The sequence below is a fragment of the Streptomyces sp. P13-3-3 genome (genome assembly GCF_050571355.1).
GTDB classification, from domain to species: domain Bacteria; phylum Actinomycetota; class Actinomycetes; order Streptomycetales; family Streptomycetaceae; genus Streptomyces; species Streptomyces althioticus.
On the sequence record NZ_CP192228.1, the window covers coordinates 2,067,830 to 2,091,105 of the forward strand.

Below are 23,276 nucleotides of genomic sequence, written 5' to 3' on the forward strand. Positions count from 1 at the left end.
TGGCGGCGGATGCTTGAACGTTCATCCGGTTGCGGAGGAGGTCTCCGCGACCGGACGACCCAGGAGAGAGCCCGCCCATGCGCGTCGAGATCTGGAGCGACATCGCCTGCCCCTGGTGCTATGTCGGAAAAGCCCGCTTCGAGAAGGCGCTGGCCTCCTTCCCGCACCGGGACGGCGTCGAGGTGGTCCACCGCTCCTTCGAGCTCGACCCGGGCCGCGCCAAGGACGACGTCGAACCCGTCCTCACGATGCTCACCAAGAAGTACGGCATGAGCCAGGCACAGGCGGAGGCCGGCGAGGACAACCTGGGCGCCCAGGCCGCAGCCGAGGGCCTGCCCTACCGCACCCGGGGCCGCGACCACGGCGGCACCTTCGACATGCACCGCCTGCTGCACCTCGCCCGCGAGCACGGCCGCCAGGAGCGGCTGCTCGACCTGCTCTACCGGGCCAACTTCGCCGAGGAGCGCTCCCTGTTCGGTGACGACGAGCGGCTCGTCGAACTCGCCGGCGCCGCCGGCCTCGACCCCGAGGCCGCCCGCGCGGTGCTCGCCGACCCGGAGGCGTACGCCGCCGAGGTCCGCGCCGACGAGCAGGACGCCGCCCGGCTCGGCGCGCGCGGGGTGCCGTTCTTCGTGCTCGACCGCAAGTACGGCGTCTCCGGCGCCCAGCCCGTGGACGTCTTCACCAAGGCGCTCACCCAGGCCTGGGGCGAGCGGTCCCCGCTGACCCTCGTCGACGGGGGCACGGACGCCGAGGCCTGCGGTCCGGACGGGTGCGCGGTGCCCGCGCGGGAGAACCCGCAGGCCGGCGCGGACGTATAAGCGTTCCTTAGCGGTACCGCACAGACATGTGCGATGGACGGGGGCACGGACGGGTCGCAGAGTGGTCCCATGGAGACCTTCGAGAGCCTCGTCCGTGCCGAGTTCACCCCGAAGAACACCTTCCTGAACACCGCGAGCAGTGGCCTGCTGCCCGCCCGGGCCGTGGCCGCGCTCGACGCGGCCGTCCGGCTGCGCGCGGAGGGGCGCCCGCTCGACCCGCTGTTCGCCGACGTCGAGACGTGCCGTGCCGCGTACGCCCGGCTGGCGGGCGTGCCCGCCGAGCGGGTGGCGGCCGGGGCGACCGTCGCCCTGTTCTCCTCACTGGTCGCCGCGTCCCTGCCGCCGGGCGCCGAAGTCCTCACCGCCGACGACGACTTCACCTCGGTGCTGAACCCCTTCCACGCGCGCGGTGACCTCAAGGTGCGGTCCGCGCCGCTGGAAGGGCTGGCCGACGCCGTGCGGCCGGGCACCGCGCTGGTCGCGGTCAGCGCCGCGCAGTCCGCCGACGGCCGGATCGCCGACCTGCCCGCGCTGCGTGAGGCGGCCCGCTCCCACGGGGCCCGCACCTACGTCGACTTCTCCCAGGCGGCGGGCTGGCTGCCGGTGGAGGCCGGTGCGTACGACTACACCGTCGCCATCACCTTCAAGTGGCTGCTGGGCGGGCACGGCGCGGCGTTCCTGACCGCCCCCGAGGACTTCGGCGACCTGGTCCCGGTGCAGGCCGGCTGGACGGCCGGGGAGAACCCGTGGGACAGCTGCTACGGGCCCGTCGCCGAACTCGCCCACAGCGCACGGAGGTTCGACACCACCCCCGCCCTGTTCAGCTGGGCGGGCCTGCGGGCGTCCCTCACACTCTTCGAGGAACTCGGAGTCGACGCCGTCCGCGCCCACGACCTCGCCCTCGCCGACCGCTTCCGCGCCGGACTCGCCTCGCTGGGCCACGAGCCGCTGCCCGCGCCCGGCTCGCCCATCGTGTCCGTGCCGGGGCTGGGGCGGCTCCAGCCGGAGCTGTCGAGGGCGGGCATCGAGGTGTCGAACCGTGCCGGCAACCTGCGGGCGTCGTTCCACCTCTACAACACGGCCGCCGACGTGGACCGGCTGCTCGACGCGCTGTCCGGCTGAGCGCACGGCAGCGGGCCGGTGCCTCCTTGTCCCACACGAGGAGGCCCGGCCCGCAGTCGGTGAGGCGGTGCGCACACGTCACCGCCGTGCGTGTCCCTACTTCACGGGGGTGAAGTCCCGCGCGCCGATGAACTCGGGGCGGCGGATCGGGGCCGCGAAGGGCTCGACCGCCGTGTTCTCGACGCTGTTGAACACGATGAACACGTTGCTGCGCGGGTACGGCGTGATGTTGTCGCCGGAGCCGTGCATGCAGTTGCAGTCGAACCAGGTCGCCGAGCCGGCCTTGCCGGTGAACAGCTTGATGCCGTACTCCGACGCCATCTTGGTCAGCGCCTCGTCGGACGGCGTCCCCGCGTCCTGCATCTGGAGCGACTTCTTGTAGTTGTCCTTCGGCGTCTCTCCCGCACACCCGAGGAAGGTCTTGTGGGAGCCGGGCATGATCATCAGCCCGCCGTTGGTGTCGTAGTTCTCGGTGAGCGCGATCGAGACCGAGATGGTGCGCATGTTCGGCAGGCCGTCCTCGGCGTGCCAGGTCTCGAAGTCCGAGTGCCAGTAGAAGCCGCTCGCGCCGAAGCCGGGCTTGACGTTGATCCGCGACTGGTGGACGTACACGTCCGAGCCGAGGATCTGCCGGGCGCGCCCGACGACCCGCTCGTCGCGCACCAGCTTCGCGAAGACCTCGCTGATCTTGTGCACCTCGAAGACCGAGCGGATCTCCTGGGACTTCGGCTCGACGATCGAGCGCTCGTCCGCGCGGATCGCCGGGTCGGTCACCAGCCGGTCCAGCTCGCGCTTGTAGACCTCGACCTCGTCCGGGCCGATCAGCTGGTCGATGGCCAGGAAGCCGTCGCGGTCCAGCGCCTGGAGGTCACCTGCCGAGACGGGGCCCGGCGTGTCCGGGGAACCCCAGACGACCGGGTCCTGACGCGGGGTGACCACCTCGGTGGCACCGCGGGTCGGGTAGAGATCGGTGACGCGCGTGGTCGTGGTCATGGTGGATCACACCTCCTCGGTGAGCAGCGGGTAGACGCCGTTCTCGTCGTGGTCCTCCCGTCCGGTCACGGGCGGGTTGAAGACACAGATGCAGTGGAAGTCCTCCTTGACCTTGAGCGTGTGCCGCTCATGGCCGTCGAGGAGGTACATGGTGCCGGGCGTGATGTGGTAGGTCTTCCCGGTCTCGCGGTCGGTGAGCTCGGCGTCGCCCTTGGTGCAGACGACGGCCTCGATGTGGTTCGCGTACCACATGTCGGTTTCCGTACCCGCGTACAGGATCGTCTCGTGCACGGAGAAGCCGACCTTCTCCTTGGCGAGGACGATGCGCTTGCTCTCCCACGTGCCGGACGCCGATTTCACGTGCCGGTCGGTGCCTTCGATCTCCTTGAACGAACGGACGATCACGGTGTTGCGATGCCTCCTCGGCTGGATGTGTTTCAGGCGGTTTCGCGGACGGAGCGGGCCAGGACCCTGAGGCCCTCGTCCAGCTCGTCCGGGGTGATGGTCAGGGCGGGGAGCAGCTTGACGACCTCGCTCTCCGGGCCGGACGTCTCGATCAGCAGACCGAGCTCGAAGGCGCGCTTGGCGACCCGGCCGGCGCGCTCCTTGTCGTGGAACTCCAGGCCCCACACGAGGCCGCGGCCGCGGTACTCCTTGACGTCGGCGAGGTTCTCCTCGGTGATGGCGATCATCGCCTGCTCCACCTGCTCGCCGCGCTGGCGGGTCTGCTTCTCCATCGCGGAGCCGTCCGCCCAGTACGCCTCCAGGGCGGCGGTGGCCGTGACGAACGCGGGGTTGTTGCCGCGGAACGTGCCGTTGTGCTCGCCCGGCTCCCAGACGTCCAGCTCCGGCTTGAACATGGTCAGCGCCATGGGCAGGCCGTAGCCGCTGATCGACTTGGAGACGGTGACGATGTCCGGCGTGATGCCCGACTCCTCGAAGGAGAAGAACGCGCCGGTGCGGCCGCAGCCCATCTGGATGTCGTCGACGATGAGCAGCATGTCCTGGCGCTCGCACAGCTCGGACAGGGCGCGCAGCCACTCGGGCCGGGCCACGTTGATGCCGCCCTCACCCTGCACGGTCTCGACGATCACGGCGGCGGGCTTGTTGAGGCCGGAGCCCTGGTCCTCGAGCAGCCGCTCGAACCACAGGAAGTCCGGGACCTTGCCGTCGAAGTAGTTGTCGAACGGCATCGGCGTGCCGTGCACCAGCGGGATGCCGGCGCCGGCCCGCTTGAAGGCGTTGCCGGTCACGGCGAGCGAGCCCAGCGACATGCCGTGGAAGGCGTTGGTGAACGACACGACGGACTCGCGGCCCTTCACCTTCCGCGCCAGCTTCAGCGCGGACTCCACGGCGTTGGTGCCCGTCGGGCCCGGGAACATGACCTTGTACGGCAGGTCACGCGGACGCAGGATGTAGTTCTGGAAGGACTCCAGGAACGCGCGCTTGGCCGTCGTCGACATGTCGAGGCCGTGCGTGACGCCGTCCCGCTCCAGGTAGTCGATCAGGGCGCGTTTCAGGACGGGGTTGTTGTGGCCGTAGTTGAGTGAACCGGCTCCGGCGAAGAAGTCGAGGTACTCGTGGCCGTCCTCGTCGTACATGCGGCTGCCGTGCGCACGGTCGAAGACGGTGGGCCAGCCGCGGCAGTAGCTGCGCACCTCGGACTCGAGGGTCTCGAAGACGCTGAGGTCGGGCTGGGTGATGGTCACGACGAATCGCTCCTCGGTGGCGTGGGAAGTCAGAGGGAGTCGGAAGATCGGGGGGCGGGCCGGCGCGTCAGAGCGCGAACGGTCCGATGCGGTGCAGGACTTCGGGGTCGTGCGGTCCGTCGGGGAAGTCCGGGGTGTCGAAGAGCACCTCGCGCTCCAGCAGGGCGCCGTGGCGCTCCGCGAACGCGGTGAACAGGCGCTCGGAGGCGGTGTTGCCGGGAGAGACGGTGGTCTCCACGGTGTCCACGCCGTGCTCCGCGGCGGTCCGGGCGGCCAGCGCGTCGAGCATGGCGGCGGCCAGACCGCGGCCGCGGTGCGCCTCGTCGACGGCGACCTGCCAGACCAGCAGGGTGCGCGGGCTGTCCGGGCGGAGGTAGCCGGTGATGAAGCCGACCGCCTCTCCGCGCTCGTCGCGAGCGACGGCCGAGGTGGCGGCGAAGTCACGGCACCACAGCAGATAGCTGTACGACGAGTTCAGGTCGAGGACCTTCGAGTCCCTGGCTATCCGCCACAGCACGGCTCCGTCCGCCACGGTCGGGCGGTCGATTTGCAGGTCTGCTTGTGCGGCAGTCATGCGAATTGAACTTACCGAGGTAAATTCAAAATTGCATCGTCCTGCGGGGTTACGTACGAGCGCGTCATGTGTTATCGCGCGTGCGGGTAGGTCCGCGCGAGGTGCCGGTGAAATGTCACAATTCGCACGGGAGGAAAGGGTGGAAAGCGGACGCGATGTGGAACCGGTCACATCTGTGTAACTCTCGTGACCGCGCCCGGAAACGTCCGGTAGCCGCTTCCCGGATTGGGGCGTTTAGGCTCCCGGAGACCGGGCAGAAGAAGACGGGAAGCTGTTCTGCAGAGTAATAGGGAAATAAGCCGGAGAATATCGCGTGAGTGTTTCTGTGAGAGATTCCGATAATCCCCTGGAATTCACTCCGCAGTCCCCTGTCGCTGCCGGACATCGGCGCGCCTCGGTGGGGCCCAGGCCCTGAGCGTGGTGGTGCCGCGTCCGCCGTGTCCTGCCGTCCACCGACCGCGGCCCGCGGGGCATGATCGCGCAGTTCCCCGCGCCCCTGGCGCGGCGCACCGCCCCAGCCGTCCGCCCGTAGCCGCACCCCCGCGGCCCCGAGGGGCGCAGCCGGGAGCGGGGGAGGGTGTCGCGCACCGGCACCGGCGCCCGAGAAGCTCGCCCAGGGCCGCGGGGCCCCGCCCCGCCTACGCCCAGGCCCGCTCCGCCGCCGCCAGCCCCGCGGCCAGGTCGACCGGCACCCCCGCGTCCGACAGGGCCGTGGCCAGAGCCGTCAAGCACGCCCGCACAGTGCCCCGCGTGGCGTCCGGCCCGTAGTGGTTGACCCGGATCATCTCCCGCGCCAGAGCACCCCCACCCGCCGCGAGCGGCAGCCCGGGATCGGCTGCCGACGCCCGCGCGACCAGGTCCGACGCCGTCGTGCCGTCCGGCGCCCGCAGCATCGTCGCCACCGGCGCCGCGTCCGCCGCGTCGCGCACGTACGGCGCGATCCCGCCGCCCAGCGCCAGCACGCCCGCCCGGGTCGCGGCCGCGGCCGAGGCGTGCCGCGCCATCACCGCCTCAAGCCCCTCCGCCTCGATCCGCTCCACGCACGCCTCCAGCGCGAGCATCTCCAGCTGTGCCGGAGCGTGCAGCAGCGCCTTGCGGCCGCCGTCGATCCACCGCTCCTTCCAGTCGAGGAGGGAGAGGTAGGAGCGACGCGGAGCGTGCGGGTTGGCCGCCATGCGGGCCCAGGCCCGCTCGCTCACCGACACCGCCGACACCCCGGCCGGCCCGCCCATCGCCTTCTGCGCGCCGATGACGCACAGGTCCACGCCCCACGCGTCCGGAAGCACCGGCTCCGCGCCCACGGAGGCCACCGCGTCCAGGTAGAACAGCGCCCCGTGCTCCCGCACGACCTCGCCGATCGCGGCGACCGGGTTGGTGTTGCCGGTGGCGGCCTCGGCGTGCACCAGCGACACGAAGTCGATCTCCGGGTGCTCGGCGAACGCGTCCCGCACCTGCTCGGCGGTGACCGCCGTGTGGAACGGCACCGTCAGGTCGATGACGGTGGCGCCGCAGTCCCGGAGCCAGTCGCCGAAGGTCTGCCCGTAGGGGCCGGTGATGACGTTCAGCGCGGTCGTCCCGGGCCCGGCCGCCGCACGGATCGCGCCCTCCAGCGGCAGCAGCGCCTCGCCCTGGGTGATCAGCACGTCCTGCCCGGTGCCCAGCAGCCGGGCCACCCGGTCCTCGATCGAGGCGAAGCGCGCGGCGCTCAGCGGGGGCAGGTCCAGGAGGAGGTTCGTCACGGCTGTGCTCTCTTTGTTCATGCTTCACGGCAGCGCGGGTAGGTACGACGACGTCGAGGGTAAACCTTCGGCGGACGGTTCCGTTCCCCCCACAGGAGGCCTCCGTGAAGACACATCTCGGCCGCAGGACCCGGGTCCTGGTTGCCACCACCGCGACGGCCGGGATGGTGCTCCTCGCCGCCTGCACGTCCACCGACGACGGAGGCGGCGGGTCCACGACCGCCGGCGGGGTCGAGCTGGTCAAGGCGGGGCAGCTCACCACCTGCACCCACCTGCCGTACCCGCCGTTCCAGTCGGAGATCGACGGCAAGGTGCAGGGCTTCGACGTCGCCCTGATCGACCTGGTCGCCGACGACCTCGGTGTGAAGCAGCAGATCCTCGACACGCCGTTCGAGAACTTCAAGACCGGCGCCTTCCTCAACTCCGGCGAGTGCGACCTGGCCGCGGCCGGCATGACCATCACCGACGAGCGGAAGAAGAACGTCGACTTCTCCGACCCGTACTTCAACGCCACCCAGGCCGTCCTCGTCGCCAAGGACAGCGGCGTCGGCTCCCTCGCCGACGTGAAGTCGGAGAACGTCAAGCTGGGCGCCCAGGCACAGACCACCGGCGAGGACTACGTCAAGGGCGAGGGCTTCGACCCGGTCTCCTTCGAGTCCTCCGACGCCGTCCTCAACGGCCTGCGCACCGGCCAGGTCAAGGCCGTCGTCATCGACTACCCCGTCGTCCAGGGCTGGCTGAAGGACAAGGCCAACGCGGACGCCTTCACGGTCGCCGAGCAGATCGACACCGGCGAGGAGTACGGCTTCACCGTGAAGAAGGGCAACAAGGCCCTCCAGGACGCCGTGAACAAGGCGCTCGCCGACGCCAAGGCCGACGGCACGTACAAGAAGCTGTACGAGCAGTGGATCGGCCCGTACGACGAGTCCGCCGCCTCCCCGGCCGCCTCCTGACCCCATGGCCGACACGACGGAGAAGACGCCCGTCCCCAGGCGGAAGGGCATGACCCGGCGGCAGAAGCGCAGGCTGTCGCGCGGCATCCAGTACGCCGTGTTCGTCGCGGCCGTGGTCGCCTTCGGCGTCACGGCCGACTGGGGACGGCTGCAGAACCAGTTCGCGCAGGTCGAGATCGCCGAGCGGATGTTCCCCGAGGTCATCACGCTCGCGCTGAAGAACACCGTCCTCTACACGGTGACCGGCTTCGGCGTCGGGCTCGCGCTCGGCATGCTCATCGCGCTGATGCGGCTGTCGTCCGTCGGCCCCTACCGCTGGCTGGCCGGCATCTACATCGAGATCTTCCGCGGCCTGCCCGCCCTGCTGATCTTCATCTTCATCGGCGTCGCCGTGCCACTCGCCTTCCCCGGCACGGAGATCATCGGCGGGACGTACGGCAAGGTCGCCCTCGCGCTCGGCCTGGTGGCCGCCGCCTACATGGCGGAGACCATCCGGGCCGGCATCCAGGCCGTGCCCAAGGGGCAGATGGAGGCGGCCCGCTCGCTGGGCTTCTCGCCCGGCCGCGCCATGGTGTCGATCATCATCCCGCAGGCGTTCCGGATCATCCTGCCGCCGCTCACCAACGAACTGGTCCTGCTGTTCAAGGACTCCTCGCTGGTGCTGTTCCTCGGCGTCACCCTGGAGGAGCGCGAGCTGTCCAAGTACGGCCGCGACCTGGCCAGCCAGACCGCCAACTCGACGCCCATCCTGGTGGCCGGCCTGTGCTACCTGCTGATCACCATCCCGCTCGGCTTCGTCGTGCGCCGCATGGAGGCCAAGGCCCAGGAGGCCGTCAGATGAGCCGCCCCGAGATCCGCGTCAGCCGACTGCACAAGTCGTTCGGCGACAACCACGTGCTCCGCGGCATCGACCTGGAGATCGGCCAGGGCGAGGTCGTCTGCGTCATCGGCCCCTCCGGCTCCGGCAAGTCCACCCTCCTGCGCTGCGTGAACCTCCTGGAGGAGCCCACCGAGGGCCAGGTGTTCGTCGGCGGCATCGAGCTGACCGACCCGGACGTCGACATCGACGCCGCACGACGGCGTATCGGCATGGTGTTCCAGCAGTTCAACCTGTTCCCGCACCTGACCGTCACCGAGAACCTCACGCTGCCCCAGCGCCGCGTGCTGCGGCGCGGCAAGGCGGAGGCCGCGAAGGTCGCCGCGCGGAACCTGGAACGGGTCGGCCTCGCCGAGAAGGCGGACGCCTACCCGGCCTCACTCTCCGGCGGCCAGCAGCAGCGCGTCGCCATCGCCCGGGCGCTCGCCATGGGCCCCGAGGTGATGCTGTTCGACGAGCCCACCTCGGCGCTCGACCCCGAACTGGTCGGTGACGTCCTCGCGGTGATGCGGATGCTCGCCGACGAGGGCATGACGATGATGGTCGTCACCCACGAGATGACCTTCGCCCGCGAGGTCGCCGACCGGGTCGTCTTCATGGACGGCGGCGTGATCGTCGAGGACGGCACCCCCGAGCGGGTCATCGGCGCCCCCCGGCACGAGCGCACCCGCCACTTCCTGTCGCGGCTCCTGGACCCGGCCATGGCGCAGGTCGAGGAGGAGACGTCGGACCAGGTGGGCAAGTCCGGCTAGGAACCACGGCGTCCGACAGGTCCGCCCTCCCGAAGCCGACGCCGCGGGGCGGCGGGCTCAGGGAGGGCGGACCCGGAAGCGGCAGACCTCAGCCGGCGGCCCAGACGACCGGCTCGTCCTCGTAGGCGTCACCCTCGTCGAACGACGCCGCGACGACCGGCGCGGTCTTCGTCGCGCTCAGCGAGCAGGTCTCGAACGACGCGCCCTTGGTCTTGAACTCGGCCGGCGCGGACTCCCGGTCGCACTTGCCCGGAAGGTCGCCGATCAGGATGACACCCGTGCCGGCGCCGCCCTCCAGATCGCCGTCCAGCTTCAGCGAGGCGTAGGACAGGTCGGTGCCGCCGACGTTCTCCACCTTCATCTTGATGTAGTACGGCGTCATGCCCTTGGCCTTCTCGCCGAAGGTGCTGACCATGTCGGCCTCGGCGCCCTTCTCGATCGCCGTGACGGTGACCGCGATGGTGCCCTTCTTCTCGCTCGTGTACTCGAACGGAAGGACGGCCCGGTCGCCGACCTTGAGCTTCGTGCCCGGGGCGGTGACGTCTCCTGCGGCCGCGTCACCGCCGGCCTCCGGGCTCTCCTCGGCCGGCTCCTCCGACGCGGGCGACTCGGCCGGCGCGGAAGTCGCCGGCGACTCCTTCGCCGCCGCGTCCGTGTCGCCGTCGTCGTTGCACGCCGACAGGCCGAGCCCGAGGGTGATGACCGCGGCGGCCGCGAGCGCGGCGCGTCCCTTGTGTCCCACTGGGTGTTCCCCCTGAAGTGTCACTGGAAGACCGCCCGGACGCCTGCCCGGACGCTCACTTGCCGTCGGTGACGGAGGCACATCCGGGAGACACGCGTGCCTGCCGGTGCGTCAGTCACCGACAGGCACTATGTCACCGTCCGGAATACGGCCGGTACACGGGCGGTCCACAAGTGTGTAACAGCCATGTAGTACGGTGCGCCCCAGGCCCTCAGCCCACGCGGGCCCGTACGGCGGCCGCCTCACCAGCCAGTTCCCGCGCCACGACGGTCTCACCCACCGCCTCCCGCAGCGCGGCGGCCTTCTCCAGCACGCCTGCCAGCAGATACGGGTAGTGGATGCCGCGGGCCACCTCGACCGCGTGCTCCGCCCGTTCGGCCGCCGCCCGCAGCTCACGGGGGTCGCGCACGTCGTACAGGCGCACGTCGAGGAGGTCGACGAGGACCCTGGTCTCGAACATCGGATCGTCGAGTGAGCGGGCCAGCTCCAGCGCCTCGAGCAGCCGCTGCCGCGCCTCGCCGTACTCGCCGCGCGCCAGACGAAGGCATCCCCGGGCGTGCGCCAGGTAGAACGGGCCCGACGGCCCGATGTCCGAGGTGAGCGGGGTCAGTTCGGTGAACGCCTCCTCCGCACGGGCGGGCCGGCCCAGCGCGAGCCACGCCTGCCCGAGCCAGTAGAGGTCCCGCGCGACCAGGGTGCGGATGCCGTGCTCGCGCGCCCCGGCGACGATCCCGGTGAGCACCTCCACCGCCTCCTCGGCCTTCCCCGCCTGGAGATGGGCCAGACCGACCTGCGAGTACGCGTGCAGCGCCGCCGCCGTCTGCCCGTCGGCCAGCAGGAGTCCGTACGCGTCGGAGCCCGTCGTGACCGCCGCGGAGAGCCGGCCCGCGGGCACGAGGAAGAACGGCGCGTTGCTGAGCGCCTCCTGGTGGCCGCGCCGGTCGCCGATCCGCTCGAAGAGGCGCATGGCCTCCGTGTTGGCCTCCTCGGCGGGGCCGTACCGGCGCCGGGTGTAGAGCAGCCCGGCCATGGAGATGAGCAGCCGGGCCCGGCCCCGCAGGTTGCCCGTGGCGCCGGCCAGGCGCATCGCGGTGTCGTAGCACTCCTGCCAGTCGTCGTAGTGCCGCTCCGTCTCGAACAGCGTGTGCGCGCCGACGGCGAGCTCCCAGCAGAGCTCGTCCCGCCCCAGCTGCGCCGCCTGCCGCACGCCCGCCACCAGCGCGGCACGCTCGGCGGCCAGCAGCGTCATCGGCGGCACGGACGGCGGCAGGCTCGCCTCCACCCGGTCCGGCCGCCAGCGCGGGGCGTCCCGGTGGAACATGTTCTGGCCCATGTGGTCACGGTCGGCGATGTCCGTGAGCGCCAGCAGCGCGCCGAGGACGCGGACGACGGCGGCCTCCCGGACCTCCGCCGCCTCCTCCGCCTCGGCACGCTCCCGCGCGTAGGCGCGGATCAGGTCGTGGAAGCAGTACCGCACCTGACCGCCGTGCGTGCCCGCGATGTCGAGCAGATGCACGTCGACCAGGTCGTCGAGGAGGTCCTGCGCCTCGGTCAGCCCGGTGTCGGCCGCGGCGGCCGCCGCCCAGAGCGGGAAGTCGGGCGCCTCCAGCAGCCCCAGCAGCCGGAACAGCCGCCGCACCGCGGGCCGCAGCCCCTCGTAACTCAGCTCGAAGCTGGCGCGCACCTCCAGGTCGCGGTAGCGGAGCGCGTCCAGCCGGTGCTGCTCGTCCGCCAGCCGCGCCACCAGGTCGGCCGGGCGCCAGTGCGGCCGCGAGACCAGCAGCGAGCCGACGATCCGCAGCGCGAGCGGCAGCCGCGCGCACAACCGCACCAGGTCGGCCGGCTCCGTCCCGGTGGCGGACGCCAGCCGGTCGCCCGTGCCGGCGCGCAGCATCGCCAGACCGTCCTCCTCGGACATCTCGCGCAGCTCGATCCGCCGCGCCCCGCCGAGACCGCCCAGCCGCACCCGGCCGGTGACGATGACCCCGCACGAACCCCCGGCGGGCATCAGCGGGGCCACCTGGTCCTCGTCGTACGCGTCGTCGAGCACCACCAGGACCCTGCGCTCCGCGAGCAGACCCCGGTAGAGGGCCGCGCGCTCCTCGGGGTCGTCGGGCACCGCGGTGGCGGGCACGCCCAGCGCGCGCAGGAACCGGCCGAGCACCGCGGCCGGTTCGGCCGGCCGGGCGCGGGCCCCGGCCAGCGCCGCGAACAGCTGTCCGTCGGGGTAGTTGGGGGCGAGGCGGTGCGCCGCCTGCACCGCGAGGGCGGTCTTGCCCATGCCGCCGGGCCCCGAGACGGTCACCAGACCCGGGGGCGCCCCGGCGGCGCGTTCCTCGCGCAGCGCCGTCCCGATCCGGGCGAGCTCCGCCCGCTGGCCGCTGAAGTCGCGCAGCGCCGGGGGCAGCATCCGGGGCACGGGGACCTCGGGGCGCCCCGAGCCGTCGTCCGGGTCCGCGTCCGCCGCTGCCCGGTCGCCTTCGAGGATGGTCCGGTGCAGGTCCCGCACCTCCACGCCGGGCTCCAGGCCGGTCTCCCGCGCCAGGAGGTCCCGCAGCCGGCGGTACGCCAGCAGGGCGTCCGTCCGCCGGCCGCAGCGGTGCAGGGCGAGCATCAGCCGGGCCCACATCCGTTCACGGAACGGATGTTCCATCGTCAGCGCCGTCAGCTCCCCGAGCAGCTCGCCGTGCCGGCCGAGCCGCAGGTCGACGTCGATCCGCTCCTCCAGCACGCCGAGCCGCGACTCGTCGAGCCGCGCGGCCTGAGTGGTGAGCGCCGGGATGTCGGCGACCCCCTCGAACGCGGGGCCGCGCCACAGCTCCAGGGCCTCCCCGAACACCCGGCGGGCCGTCACGGGATCACCGGCCGCGAGAGCCGCCCGGGCGGACTCGGTCAGGTCGTCGAAGCGGATCGCGTCCAGCTCGTCGCGACCGGCCCGCACCAGATAGCCGCCGCCCTGCCTGACGATCCGCTCGGGATCGCCCAGGATCTGCCGCAGCCGGTGGACGTAGGTCTGCACGTTCTTGACGGCGCTCCGCGGCCGGTCCCCGCCCCAGAGCGCCTCCGCGAGGGCGTCGGCCGTGACCGGGCGGCCCGGCCGGGCGAGCAGGACCGCGAGGACCACCCGCCCCTTGGGCGTCCCGAGCTCCAGCGGCTCCCCGGCCCGCCACACGGTCAGCCGTCCCAGCACCCCGAACCGCACAGTCGCCACCCTCCAGGCGGTCACTGTAACGGCCCCAGGTCACAGGCGGCCGGTGGCGGCGGGAGCGCCCGCACGGGGCGGCGGGCGACGAACTATCGTGCGGGGCATGAGCGATCAGGCGGTGCTGCGTGTGAAGGGGCGGATCCTCGTCGGCCCGGACGAGGTCCGCGACGAGCTGTGGGTGGTCGACGGCCGCATCTCCTACGACCGTCCCGCCGGCGCCCGTGACGTCCGGACCGTCGACGGCTGGGCGCTGCCCGGTCTGGTCGACGCCCACTGCCACGTAGGTCTCGACCGGCACGGGGCCGTCCCGGAGGACGTCGCGGAGAAGCAGGCGCTCACCGACCGGGACGCCGGCGCGCTGCTGCTGCGCGACGCCGGTTCGCCCTCGGACACCCGCTGGATCGACGACCGCGAGGACCTCCCGAAGATCATCAGGGCCGGGCGGCACATCGCGCGCACCCGCCGCTACATCCGTGACTACGCCTGGGAGGTCGAGCCCGACGACCTCGTCGCCTACGTCGCCCAGGAGGCCCGGCGCGGCGACGGCTGGGTGAAGCTGGTCGGCGACTGGATCGACCGCGACCTGGGCGACCTCTCGGCCTGCTGGCCGCGCGGCGCGGTGGAGGCGGCCATCGCCGAGGCGCACCGGCTGGGCGCCCGCGTCACCGCCCACTGCTTCGCCGAGGACTCCCTGCGCGACCTCGTCGAGGCCGGCATCGACTGCGTCGAGCACGCCACCGGGCTCACCGACGAGACCGTCCCGCTCTTCGCCGAGCGGGGCGTGGCGATCGTGCCCACGCTGGTCAACATCGCCACCTTCCCCGCGCTCGCCGACGGCGGCGAGGCCAAGTTCCCGCGCTGGTCCGCCCATATGCGCCGGCTCCACGAGCGCCGCTACGACACCGTGCGGTCCGCCTACGACGCCGGCGTCCCCGTCTTCGTCGGCACCGACGCCGGCGGCACCCTGCCGCACGGGCTGGCCGCCGAGGAGGTGGCGGAACTGGCCAAGGCCGGGATTCCGCCCGTCGAGGCGCTCGCCGCCGGCACCTGGAAGGCCAGGGCGTGGCTCGGCCGCCCCGGCCTCGAGGAGGGAGCCCCGGCCGACCTGGTGGTCTACGACGCCGACCCGCGCGCGGACCTCCGGGTACTGACCGCTCCGCGCCGGGTGGTGCTCGACGGGCGCGTCGTCGCGTAGGGCGCGCCCGCGGGGTGGGGCACGGGAGGGTGACGGCGGCGAACAGCCGTACCCCGGAAATCGAAAACGTTCTCCGGACTTCCCCGAAGGAGTGAAGAGTCACCGGATCGCTGACGGGGCGGCGGGGGCGCGGACATTCTGTCCGGGTCCCAGCAAAGTCTCATGGGGGTCCCACCACCTTGTACACCATCAACTTCCGTACGCCTGCCCGCCGTTGGTCTGCCGCCGCCGTGGCCTGCGCGCTCACCGCGGGACCCGTCGCCCTCGCCGGCGCGGCGCCGGCGTACGCCACCGAGGGCCACGGCCACGCGAGCGCCTCCGTGCTCCGCACCGACCTCGACGTGTCCCTGCTCAACAAGTCGGTGCAGGTCCCGCTCTCCGTCTCCCTCAACGAGGTCGAGGCGCCGGACAGCGCGCGGCAGACGGCCCTCACCGCCACCCTGGACGGCGTGGACCGGGGCAAGCCGTTCAGCGTGCTGCGCGCGGAGGTGGCCGACGCGGTCGCGACCGTCGAGGGCGACAGGGCGGAGGCGTCCACCACCCTCGCCGACGCCCGCCTGCACGTCCCCGGACTGCCGCTGCTGTCGCTCGTCGAACTCGAGGCGGTCGGCTCCAAGGCGGTCTGCCAGGCCGGCGAGACCCCGCACGCCTCCGTCACCCTGCCCTCCGCGGTCACCGTCCTCGGCAAGCGGGTCTCCCTGAGTGCGGGCGGCCCGACGCACGTCGACGTGCCGGGGGTGGGGTCGGTCCGCCTCGACCTGTCCACGACCGAGACGACGACGTCCACGGCCGCGGCCACCGCCCTGAAGCTGGAGGTGTCGGTCAACCCGGCGAAGCTGAACGTGGCGGAGGTGGAGGGGCGGCTCACGCTGGCGGAGTCGCGGTGCGAGACGCCGGCGTCGGCGGAGGAGACCGCGGAGGAGCCGGAGGCGGCTGCCCCTGAGGCACCCGAGGCATCCGAGGCGCCTGAGAAGGCGGAGCCCGCCGTCGAACCCCAGGGCGCCCGCGCGGAGACCAACCTCGCGGAAACGGGCGGCGATTCGGCCACCCCGTACGTGGCGGCGGGCGCGGTGGCGCTGCTGGCGGCGGGCGGGGGAGCGGTGCTGCTGTCGCGGCGGGGGCGCCGGAACTGACCTGAGCGGCCGGTGCGCCCCTCAAGGGGCGCGGGGAACTGCGCGACCAGCCACGGACTGCCCGCAGTCGGCGGGCGGCGTGTACCGGCAGGCGGGTTGCCGCTGGGGGCGCGGGTTCGAGCGGGGGCGCGCTGCGGAGGTGCCGCCTGCGCCCACCCGTGCCGCCCCAGCGGCACGACTGCCCGCAGGCTCCGCAGGGGCGCGGGGAACTGCGCGACCAGCCACGGACGGCCCGCAGTCGGCGGACGGCGTGTACCGGCAGACGGGTTGCCGCTGGGGGCGCGGGTTCGAGCGGGGGCGCGCTGCGGAGGTGCCGCCTGCGCCCCGGCGGTGGGTACCCGCCCGGCGGTCAGCCGCCCAGTACCCGCCCCAGCGCCCCCAACAACCCCTCCGTCGTCCCCCGGTCCCGTACCGCCAGGCGCAGCCACTCCGTTCCGAGGCCCGGGAACGTGTCGCCTCGGCGGGTGGCGTAGCCGAGGGCGCGCAACGTCTCCCGCACAGCCGCCCCGTCCGGGACGCGGACCAGGACGAAGGGCGCCTCCGCCGGTTCCACGACCCGCAGGCCGTGGGACGCGAAGTCCCGCAACCCCGCGATCAGGTACGCACGGTTCGCGGCGACGACGCGCGCCGCCTCCTCCGCCTCCGCGAGCGCCGCAGGCGACACGCACGCCTCCGCCGCCGCCAGCGCCGGCGTCGACACCGGCCACAGCGGCTGCGCCCGCTCCAGCAGAGCGACGGTCTCCGCAGCCGCGACCACGTACCCGATGCGCAGACCCGCCAGACCCCACGTCTTGGTCAGGCTGCGCAGCACCACCAGCCCCGGGACGTCCGTCCGTCCGGCCAGCGCCTCCCGTTCACCCGGCACCGCGTCCATGAACGCCTCGTCCACCACCAGCGTGCGCCCGGGCCGGGCGAGTCCGGCCAGGACCCCGGCCGGGTGCAGCACCGACGTCGGGTTGGTCGGGTTGCCGACCACCACCAGGTCCGCGTCCTCAGGGACCGCCGCCGGGTCGAGGCGGAAGCCGTCGGACTCCCGCAGCAGCACCCGGTCCACCGTGTGCCCCGCGTCCCGCAGCGCCGCCTCCGGCTCGGTGAACTGCGGGTGCACCACCACCGGCCGCGACACCTTCAGCGCCCGCGCCAGCAGCACGAACGCCTCCGCCGCGCCCGCCGTCAGCAGCACCCGTTCCACGGGCAGCCCGTGCCGCGCCGCGACCGCGGCCCGCGCTGCCCGCCCGTCCGGGTAGGCGGCGAGCCCGGTCAGTGACGCCGCTATGCGGTCCCGCAGCCACGCGGGAGGCGTGTCCGCGCGGACGTTGACGGCGAGGTCGACGAGCGCGCCGCCGTCGTCGCGGACCTCGGCGTCGCCGTGATGGCGCAGGTCGTGACCGGACACCGGTTCAGTGGGCATGGCTGGGGGAGTGCGAGTGACCATGACCGTGATGATGGTGCCCGTCGTCGTCCGGATGGAAATGCGGCTGCTGCGGCAGCCCCACCTTGTCCTCGAAACCGGGCAGCGCGATCCGGTAGACGCAGGAGTCGCAGTTCATCCGCAGATCACCCTTCACGGCCTCCTCGTACCGCTCCAGGACGAGGTCCAGCAGCTCCGGTTCCGGGCCGATGACGTCCGCCGACCGCACCTCGGTGTCCGGGTGGGCAGCCGCCCACTCCTCGGTCTGCGTCCGCACCCGGTCCGGGAGGATCCCGGTGAACAGGAAGTACGGCAGGACGACGATCCGCCGCGCCCCCAGCCGGGCGCACCGGTCGAGCCCGCCCGGCACGTCGGGCTTCGCCAGCGACACGAACGCCGTCTCCACGCCCGCGTACCCGCGCCCCTCCCACAGCAGCCGGGCCGCCTTGAACACCTCGGCGTTGGCGTCCGGGTCGGTCGATCCGCGCCCCACCAGGAGGACCGTCACCTCGGCCGGGTCCCAGGAGGCGTCCACCGCCTCCGCGAGCCGCCGTTCCAGCACCCGCAGCAGACCCGGGTGCGGGCCCAGCGGACGGCCGTACGTGTACGAGACACCGGGGTGGCGTTCCTTCTCGCGGGCCAGCGCGGCCGGGATGTCGCCCTTGGCGTGCCCGGCGGACACCAGCATCAGCGGCACGGCCGCGAACCGCCGTACCCCCCGCTCCACCAGCTCGGCGACGGCCTCGCCCAGCGGCGGCGGGGACAGCTCGATGAAGCCGCCCGCGACGGGCAGGTCGGGCCGGCGGCGGCCCAGCTCCCGCACGAAGGCGCGGAACGCCTCCGCTCCGGCGTCGTCCCGGGTGCCGTGGCCGGCGATGAGCAGGGCGGGCGGGGTGGTCACAGGGTCTCCTCGGTCGAAGCGGGGTGGTACAGCAGGGCGTTGAGCGCGGCGGCGGCGACCGCCGACCCGCCCTTCTCGGACACGTTGCTCACGGCGGGCAGTCCGCTCTCCCGCAGCGCCGCCTTGGACTCGGCGGCGCCGACGAACCCGACGGGCAGGCCGACGACGAGCGCCGGGGAGGCGTCCAGCGTCAGCAGTTCCTCCAGCGCGGTCGGGGCGCACCCGATCACCCACAGGGCGCCGGGCCCGACCTCCTCGTATGCGAGCCGCACGGCGTGCGCGGACCGGGTGAGTCCCGGCCCCGAGCGTGCCTCGCGCAGCCGGCACACGGTCTCGCGGCGGGTGATCCCGGCCGCGACCATCTCCACGTCCGCGACGACGGGCGCGCCCGCGTGCAGAGCGGCGTGCGCGCGCTCCAGTTCGGCCTCGTCCGTCACGAGGTCGGTGGCGTACTCCAGGTCGGCGGAGGAGTGCACGACCCGCTCCACGACCGCCCGGGTCAGCGGCGGGAAGCGGGAGGTGTCGAGGCGTGCGCGCAGCCGCCGGAACGACTCCTGCTCGATGGGGTGGACCACGCGGTTCACCGGGTCTCCTCCTGCCAGCGGTAGCCGCGCGGGGTGACCATGCGCCCCGCGATCTGCCGGGTCGCCGTGTTGCCCACGGTCACGACCGTCATCATGTCGACCGTCGCCGGGTCCAGCGCGGCCAGCGTCGTCAGCCGCACCGACTCGTCCGCACGGGACGCGTTCCGCACGACCCCGACGGGTGTGCCGGGCGCCCGGTGTCCGGCGAGCACGGCGAGCGCCTTCGGCAGCTGCCAGTCGCGGCCCCGGCTGCGCGGGTTGTAGAAGGTCACCACCAGGTCCGCCTCGGCCGCCGCCCGCACCCGCCGCTCGATGACCTCCCACGGCGTGTGCAGGTCGGACAGGCTGATCGACACGTGGTCGTGGCCCAGCGGCGCCCCGAGCAGCGCGCCCGCGGCGAGCGCCGCCGTCACGCCCGGCACGCCGACCACGTCGATGTCGTCGGACGCCTCCGCGAGCGCGGGCGACGCCATCGCGTACACGCCCGCGTCACCGCTGCCGATCAGCGCGACCGCCTGCCCGCGCCGGGCCTCCTCGACGGCCGTACGCGCCCGCTCCTCCTCCGCGCCGAGCCCCGACTCCAGCACGCGCGTGCCGGGCCGCAGCAGGTCGCGGATCTGGTCGACGTACTGGTCGAGCCCCACCAGTACCGACGCGCGCCGCAGTTCGTCCCGCGCGCGGGGAGTGAGCAGGTCCCGCGCGCCGGGCCCGAGCCCGACCACCGCGAGCCGACCCCGACCCGGACGCCGTACGACCGCGCAGGTCGCCATGGCGGGGGAGCCGGCCGACTTCCGCTTGGGCACCAGGAGTTCACCCCCGCCGACGAGCGCGGCGGCCTCCGCGACGGACGGGGTGCCGACGGCAGCCAGGGGTGCGTCCGACGGGTTCGGCACCGCGACGCCCGCCAAGTCCTCAGCCGGGTGCGTCACCAGCGGCACGCCGAGCCGCCGTGCGGCCTCCACGAGCCCCGGCTCGCCGGCCTTCGCGTCCACCGTGGCCAGTTCGGCCACGGACGCCGCCGACAGCCCCGCCTCCCGCAGCGCGCCCTCGACGAGCGCCAGCACCTCCTCGACGGGGGCGCCCTTCGACGCGCCCACCCCGACGACGAGCGTCGGAGGCCGCAACACCGCCTGCCCGTCGGCCGGTTCGACGATCCGGTCCGTCACCCGGACCGTGTACGCGCCCTCGGCGCCGACCGGCAGCGGAGGCAGCGGCCAGGTCACCTCGGCGCGCAGCGCCACCGCCTCCCCGTCCAGCAGCGCCCGCGACACGGCCGCCACATCGCCCTCCACCGGCAGGCCCAGCGTGTCCAGACCCGGCAGCCCCACCGCGTCCGTCGCGGTCGTCACCACCGGCTCCGCGCCCAGCACCTCGCCCACCTCGCGGGCGAGTTCGTTCGCGCCGCCGCCGTGCCCGCCGAGCAGCGGCACCGCGAACCGCCCGGCCTCGTCGACGCACACCACGCCCGGGTCGTCCGCCTTGCCGTGCAGCAGCGGCGCCACCAGCCGCACCACGGCCCCGGTGGCGAGGAAACACACCAGCCGGTCGCACTCCGCGAACGCGGCCCGTACCGCGTCCGCCACCGGACCGCCGTACACCCGCGTGCGGTCCGGCCAGGCGGCGGCCAGCCGGTCCCGTGCCGCCGCTCCCGCCGCCGTGGCGGAGATGAGGCCGATCACTCGCTGACTCCTTCACTGTGCGCCGGGGGCCGGACGCCCCACAGCAGGAAAACCGGATTGGTGGCCGCCAGCCGGGTCACGTCCCCCGGCAGCGGCGCCAGCCGCGACGACTGCAGCAGCACGCCGTCGCAGGTCAGGCCCGCGCCGGTCAGTGCCGCCCGCGCGGCCGGCACCCGGTCCAGCGCGGCCACCGCCACCACGACCGTGCGCCGCGCCCGGCGCGCGCACGCGCCGACGACCGCGGGCAGCTCCCGGCCCCCGCCGCCGACGAACACGGCGTCCGGATCGTCGCCCAGCCCGTCCAGCACGCCGGGCGCCTCCCCGTGCACGACCGTCACGCCGACACCGTGCGCGGCGGCGTTGGCCCGCACCCGCTCCACACCGTCCGGGTCACGTTCCACGGCCACGGCGGCCGCGCCGAGCCGCGCGCACTCCACGGCCACCGACCCCGACCCCGCGCCGACGTCCCACACCAGGTCGCCGGGGCGCGGCCCCAGCCGGGCCAGCGCCAGCGCCCGCACCTCGAACTTCGTGATCATCGAGTCCCGGTGCGCGAACTCCGCCTCCGGCAGCGCCCATCCGGCCGGGCCCTCCCCGAGACCCGCGACCGTACGCACCGGTCCCAGCGCCCGCTGCTCGTCCAGGCACAGCACCACGCTCACCGCGGCACCCCAGTCCCGGCCGGCCGCCTCCTCGGGCGTCACCCGCTCCACCGACTCCCCGGCCGCCCCGAGCGCCGACGCGACGACCAGCACCCGCCGCTCACCGCGCAGCGCCGCCCCCAGCTCGGCGGGTCCCGCGCCCGGCCCGGTCAGCACGGCGACCTTCGGATGCGCCCGGCACACGTTCACCGCCGTGCGCGGATCCCGCCCGTGCGCGCTGACCACGACGGCGTCGTCCCACGGCAGCCCGGCCCGCGCGAACGCGGCGGCGACCGACGACACCCCCGGCCGCACGTCCAGCCGCTCGGGACCGAACCGCTCGGCCAGCGCCCGCACGATGCCGAAGAACCCGGGATCGCCCGACGCCAGCACCACCACCGGCCGCTCCTGCGCCACGTACCTCGCGACGGTGTCGAGCGCGGGCGCCAGCGGCCCCAGCACGACCCGCTCGGCGTCCTCCGGCACGTCCACCGCGTCGAGGTGCCGCCGCCCGCCGACGACGAGCGCGGCCTTCCCGACCTCGGGGACCCCGGCCGGTGCACCCGTGCCCGTGCCCACCACCGTGATCATGTGCTCGCCCCCCGCTCCCGCAGCTCCCTGCGGGCCCGCGGGTCGGCCTTGCGGAAGCCGTGGAAGTGCCCCGGGTGGTACAGGTGCGAGCGGGTGCCGTGTGCGTCGAGGGCGGGGCCGACCAGGAACAGCGTGTGCTTCCACAGCTTGTGCTCCTTGACGGTCTCCTCCAGCGTGCCGATCGTGCACCGCACCACCAGCTCCTCCGGCCAGGTCGCCTGGTACGCCACCACCACCGGCGTCGACGTCGGATAGCCGCCCTCCAGCAGCTCCCGCACCAGCTGCCCGCTGCGCGCCGCCGACAGGAACACCGCCATCGTGGTGCCGTGCCGCGCGAACTCCCGGACCTCCTCACCCGGCGGCATCGGCGTCTTCCCGCCGCCCAGCCGGGTGAGGATCACCGACTGCGCGACCTCCGGGATCGTCAGCTCCCGCCCCGCGAGCGCCGCCACCGCCGAGAAGGACGACACGCCCGGCACGATCTCCGTGGCGATGCCCAGACCGGCGCACCGGTCGACCTGCTCCTGCGTGCCGCCCCACAGCGCGGGGTCACCCGAGTGGATCCGCGCGACCCTCAGTCCTTCGTCACGGGCCCGCGCGTAGACGGCCACCACGTCCTCCAGCGACATCGCGGCCGAGTCGAGGATCTCCGCGTCCTCGCGTGCGTGTTCCAGGACCTCCGCCTGCACCAGACTGGCGGCCCAGATCACCACGTCCGCCTCGGCGATGGCCCGCGCGCCGCGGAACGTCAGCAGATCGGCGGCGCCGGGACCGGCCCCGACGAAGGTCACCTTGCCGGTGGGGGCGTCGGCCATGGAAACAGGTCCTTCCCTGGATGTGGTCGGAAGTCGGAGGGGGCTGGGCGGCTGTCACGCGTGCGCGAGCGACCGCTGATCGGATACGAAGAGCACATGGCGGTCCTCGTCGCGCTGGGCGCGTTCCTGATGACGCTGGCCGGCGGCTGGTCGGCACACCGTGTGACCGACCGCCGCCACCTGGTGCTGGGCCTGGCCGGCGGACTGATGCTCGGCGTGGTCGGCCTGGAACTCCTCCCGGAGTCCCTGGAGGCCGCCGGCACCGAGGTGTACGGCGTGCCGGCCGCCCTGCTGCTCTTCGTGGGCGGGTTCCTGCTGGCCCACCTGGTGGAACGGCTGCTCGCGCACCGTCAGGCGGCGCACGGTGCGGCCGAGAACCACGGCCGCACCCCCGAGGTGGGCCTCACCGCGGCGGCGGCGATGGTCGGGCACAGCGCGATGGACGGCGTGGCGATCGGCGCCGCCTTCCAGGTCGGCGGCGGCATGGGCGCCGCCGTCGCGGTCGCCGTGATCGCCCACGACTTCGCCGACGGCTTCAACACGTACACACTCACCCACGCCTACGGCAACGCCCGCCGCCGCGCCCTCGCCATGCTGGTCGCGGACGCCGTGGCACCGGTCGCCGGCGCCGCCTCCACCCTCTTCGTCACGATCCCGGAGCCGCTGCTCGGCGGCTACCTCGGCCTGTTCGGCGGCGCGCTGCTCTATCTCGCGGCGGCCGAGATCCTGCCCGAGGCGCACCACGCCCACCCGGCCCGCTCCACGCTCGTGTGCACGGTCGCCGGGGTGCTGTTCATCTGGCTGGTCGTGGGCGCCGCCCACTGACCGCCCGCCGTTCC

21 protein-coding genes are annotated in these 23,276 nt (G+C 73.6%); 8 read left to right on the plus strand and 13 right to left on the minus strand.

Annotated elements, in window-relative coordinates:
* Positions 1-77 precede the first annotated feature (77 nt).
* Together ACQZOG_RS09325 and ACQZOG_RS09330 are read left to right on the plus strand one after the other, a co-directional pair.
* The gene (locus tag ACQZOG_RS09325) at positions 78-821 is read left to right on the plus strand and encodes a DsbA family oxidoreductase (RefSeq protein ID WP_033275659.1); all 744 of its coding nucleotides are present in this window, start codon (positions 78-80) and stop codon (positions 819-821) included.
* 69 nt (positions 822-890) lie between these two features.
* Positions 891-1,943 carry an aminotransferase class V-fold PLP-dependent enzyme gene (locus ACQZOG_RS09330; RefSeq protein WP_058915862.1) on the plus strand — a complete coding sequence of 351 codons (1,053 nt, stop codon included), beginning with the start codon at positions 891-893 and terminating at the stop codon, positions 1,941-1,943.
* A 96-nt stretch (positions 1,944-2,039) separates the two neighbouring features.
* On the opposite strand, the gene thpD is transcribed toward ACQZOG_RS09330, so the two are convergent.
* The 5 genes from thpD to ACQZOG_RS09355 all read right to left on the minus strand — a co-directional run bounded on the left by thpD (position 2,040) and on the right by ACQZOG_RS09355 (position 6,958).
* Entirely contained in the window at positions 2,040-2,936 is an 897-nt protein-coding gene (gene thpD / locus ACQZOG_RS09335) for an ectoine hydroxylase (protein ID WP_033275657.1), read from the minus strand.
* A gap of 6 nt (positions 2,937-2,942) precedes the next feature.
* On the minus strand, positions 2,943-3,341 hold the full coding sequence (locus ACQZOG_RS09340) for an ectoine synthase (protein WP_004932953.1): 399 nt from the start codon (positions 3,339-3,341) through the stop codon (positions 2,943-2,945).
* Positions 3,342-3,373: 32 nt separating this feature from the next.
* Positions 3,374-4,645, minus strand: a complete 1,272-nt coding sequence (gene ectB / locus ACQZOG_RS09345) for a diaminobutyrate--2-oxoglutarate transaminase (protein WP_006132704.1) — start codon at positions 4,643-4,645, stop codon at positions 3,374-3,376.
* A 67-nt stretch (positions 4,646-4,712) separates the two neighbouring features.
* Positions 4,713-5,219, minus strand: a complete 507-nt coding sequence (gene ectA / locus ACQZOG_RS09350; protein ID WP_033275656.1) for a diaminobutyrate acetyltransferase — start codon at positions 5,217-5,219, stop codon at positions 4,713-4,715.
* Between the two features lie 638 nt (positions 5,220-5,857).
* Entirely contained in the window at positions 5,858-6,958 is a 1,101-nt protein-coding gene (locus tag ACQZOG_RS09355) for a pyridoxal-phosphate-dependent aminotransferase family protein (protein WP_430741430.1), read from the minus strand.
* Positions 6,959-7,062: 104 nt separating this feature from the next.
* Between ACQZOG_RS09355 and ACQZOG_RS09360 the strand changes: the two genes are divergently transcribed.
* From ACQZOG_RS09360 to ACQZOG_RS09370, 3 genes are read left to right on the plus strand one after another with little or no spacing between them, the layout of a single operon-like run.
* Positions 7,063-7,911: a transporter substrate-binding domain-containing protein gene (locus tag ACQZOG_RS09360; RefSeq protein ID WP_033275654.1), complete on the plus strand. Its 849-nt coding sequence runs from the start codon at positions 7,063-7,065 to the stop codon at positions 7,909-7,911.
* A gap of 4 nt (positions 7,912-7,915) precedes the next feature.
* A complete protein-coding gene (locus ACQZOG_RS09365; protein WP_037638912.1) occupies positions 7,916-8,752 on the plus strand; it encodes an amino acid ABC transporter permease in 837 nt (278 codons plus the stop codon).
* The gene (locus ACQZOG_RS09370) at positions 8,749-9,540 is read left to right on the plus strand and encodes an amino acid ABC transporter ATP-binding protein (RefSeq protein WP_033275652.1); all 792 of its coding nucleotides are present in this window, start codon (positions 8,749-8,751) and stop codon (positions 9,538-9,540) included. The genes ACQZOG_RS09365 and ACQZOG_RS09370 overlap by 4 nt, the downstream gene beginning before the upstream one ends.
* Positions 9,541-9,628: 88 nt before the next feature.
* On the opposite strand, the gene ACQZOG_RS09375 is transcribed toward ACQZOG_RS09370, so the two are convergent.
* Both ACQZOG_RS09375 and ACQZOG_RS09380 read right to left on the minus strand, forming a co-directional pair.
* Entirely contained in the window at positions 9,629-10,282 is a 654-nt protein-coding gene (locus ACQZOG_RS09375) for a hypothetical protein (RefSeq protein ID WP_093551769.1), read from the minus strand.
* A gap of 211 nt (positions 10,283-10,493) precedes the next feature.
* Entirely contained in the window at positions 10,494-13,493 is a 3,000-nt protein-coding gene (locus ACQZOG_RS09380; RefSeq protein ID WP_430741431.1) for a BTAD domain-containing putative transcriptional regulator, read from the minus strand.
* A 97-nt stretch (positions 13,494-13,590) separates the two neighbouring features.
* Here ACQZOG_RS09380 and ACQZOG_RS09385 point away from each other — a divergent pair, with 97 nt between their 5' ends.
* Both ACQZOG_RS09385 and ACQZOG_RS09390 read left to right on the plus strand, forming a co-directional pair.
* Positions 13,591-14,682: an amidohydrolase family protein gene (locus tag ACQZOG_RS09385; protein WP_058915856.1), complete on the plus strand. Its 1,092-nt coding sequence runs from the start codon at positions 13,591-13,593 to the stop codon at positions 14,680-14,682.
* 179 nt (positions 14,683-14,861) lie between these two features.
* Positions 14,862-15,815, plus strand: coding sequence for an SCO1860 family LAETG-anchored protein (locus ACQZOG_RS09390; protein WP_033275649.1), 954 nt, complete (start codon positions 14,862-14,864; stop codon positions 15,813-15,815).
* A gap of 349 nt (positions 15,816-16,164) precedes the next feature.
* On the opposite strand, the gene cobC is transcribed toward ACQZOG_RS09390, so the two are convergent.
* The 6 genes from cobC to cobM are packed head-to-tail and all read right to left on the minus strand — an operon-like array spanning position 16,165 to position 22,437.
* Positions 16,165-17,226: an Rv2231c family pyridoxal phosphate-dependent protein CobC gene (cobC, locus tag ACQZOG_RS09395; protein WP_387786476.1), complete on the minus strand. Its 1,062-nt coding sequence runs from the start codon at positions 17,224-17,226 to the stop codon at positions 16,165-16,167.
* Positions 17,216-18,127 carry a sirohydrochlorin chelatase gene (locus ACQZOG_RS09400; protein ID WP_033275647.1) on the minus strand — a complete coding sequence of 304 codons (912 nt, stop codon included), beginning with the start codon at positions 18,125-18,127 and terminating at the stop codon, positions 17,216-17,218. Before ACQZOG_RS09400 ends, cobC begins: the two co-directional genes overlap by 11 nt.
* The gene (locus ACQZOG_RS09405; protein WP_033275646.1) at positions 18,124-18,711 is read right to left on the minus strand and encodes a precorrin-8X methylmutase; all 588 of its coding nucleotides are present in this window, start codon (positions 18,709-18,711) and stop codon (positions 18,124-18,126) included. The genes ACQZOG_RS09400 and ACQZOG_RS09405 overlap by 4 nt, the downstream gene beginning before the upstream one ends.
* Complete coding sequence (cobJ, locus tag ACQZOG_RS09410; RefSeq protein WP_387786477.1) at positions 18,708-20,390, minus strand: precorrin-3B C(17)-methyltransferase; 1,683 nt, start codon at positions 20,388-20,390, stop codon at positions 18,708-18,710. Before cobJ ends, ACQZOG_RS09405 begins: the two co-directional genes overlap by 4 nt.
* Positions 20,387-21,622, minus strand: coding sequence for a precorrin-6y C5,15-methyltransferase (decarboxylating) subunit CbiE (gene cbiE / locus ACQZOG_RS09415; protein ID WP_354794389.1), 1,236 nt, complete (start codon positions 21,620-21,622; stop codon positions 20,387-20,389). Before cbiE ends, cobJ begins: the two co-directional genes overlap by 4 nt.
* Positions 21,619-22,437 (minus strand): precorrin-4 C(11)-methyltransferase, encoded by an 819-nt coding sequence (gene cobM, locus ACQZOG_RS09420; protein WP_037638899.1) that lies wholly within the window; start codon positions 22,435-22,437, stop codon positions 21,619-21,621. The genes cbiE and cobM overlap by 4 nt, the downstream gene beginning before the upstream one ends.
* Before the next feature lie 96 nt (positions 22,438-22,533).
* Between cobM and ACQZOG_RS09425 the strand changes: the two genes are divergently transcribed.
* Positions 22,534-23,262, plus strand: coding sequence for a permease (locus ACQZOG_RS09425; RefSeq protein WP_261674846.1), 729 nt, complete (start codon positions 22,534-22,536; stop codon positions 23,260-23,262).
* The last annotated feature ends 14 nt before the right edge of the window (positions 23,263-23,276 follow it).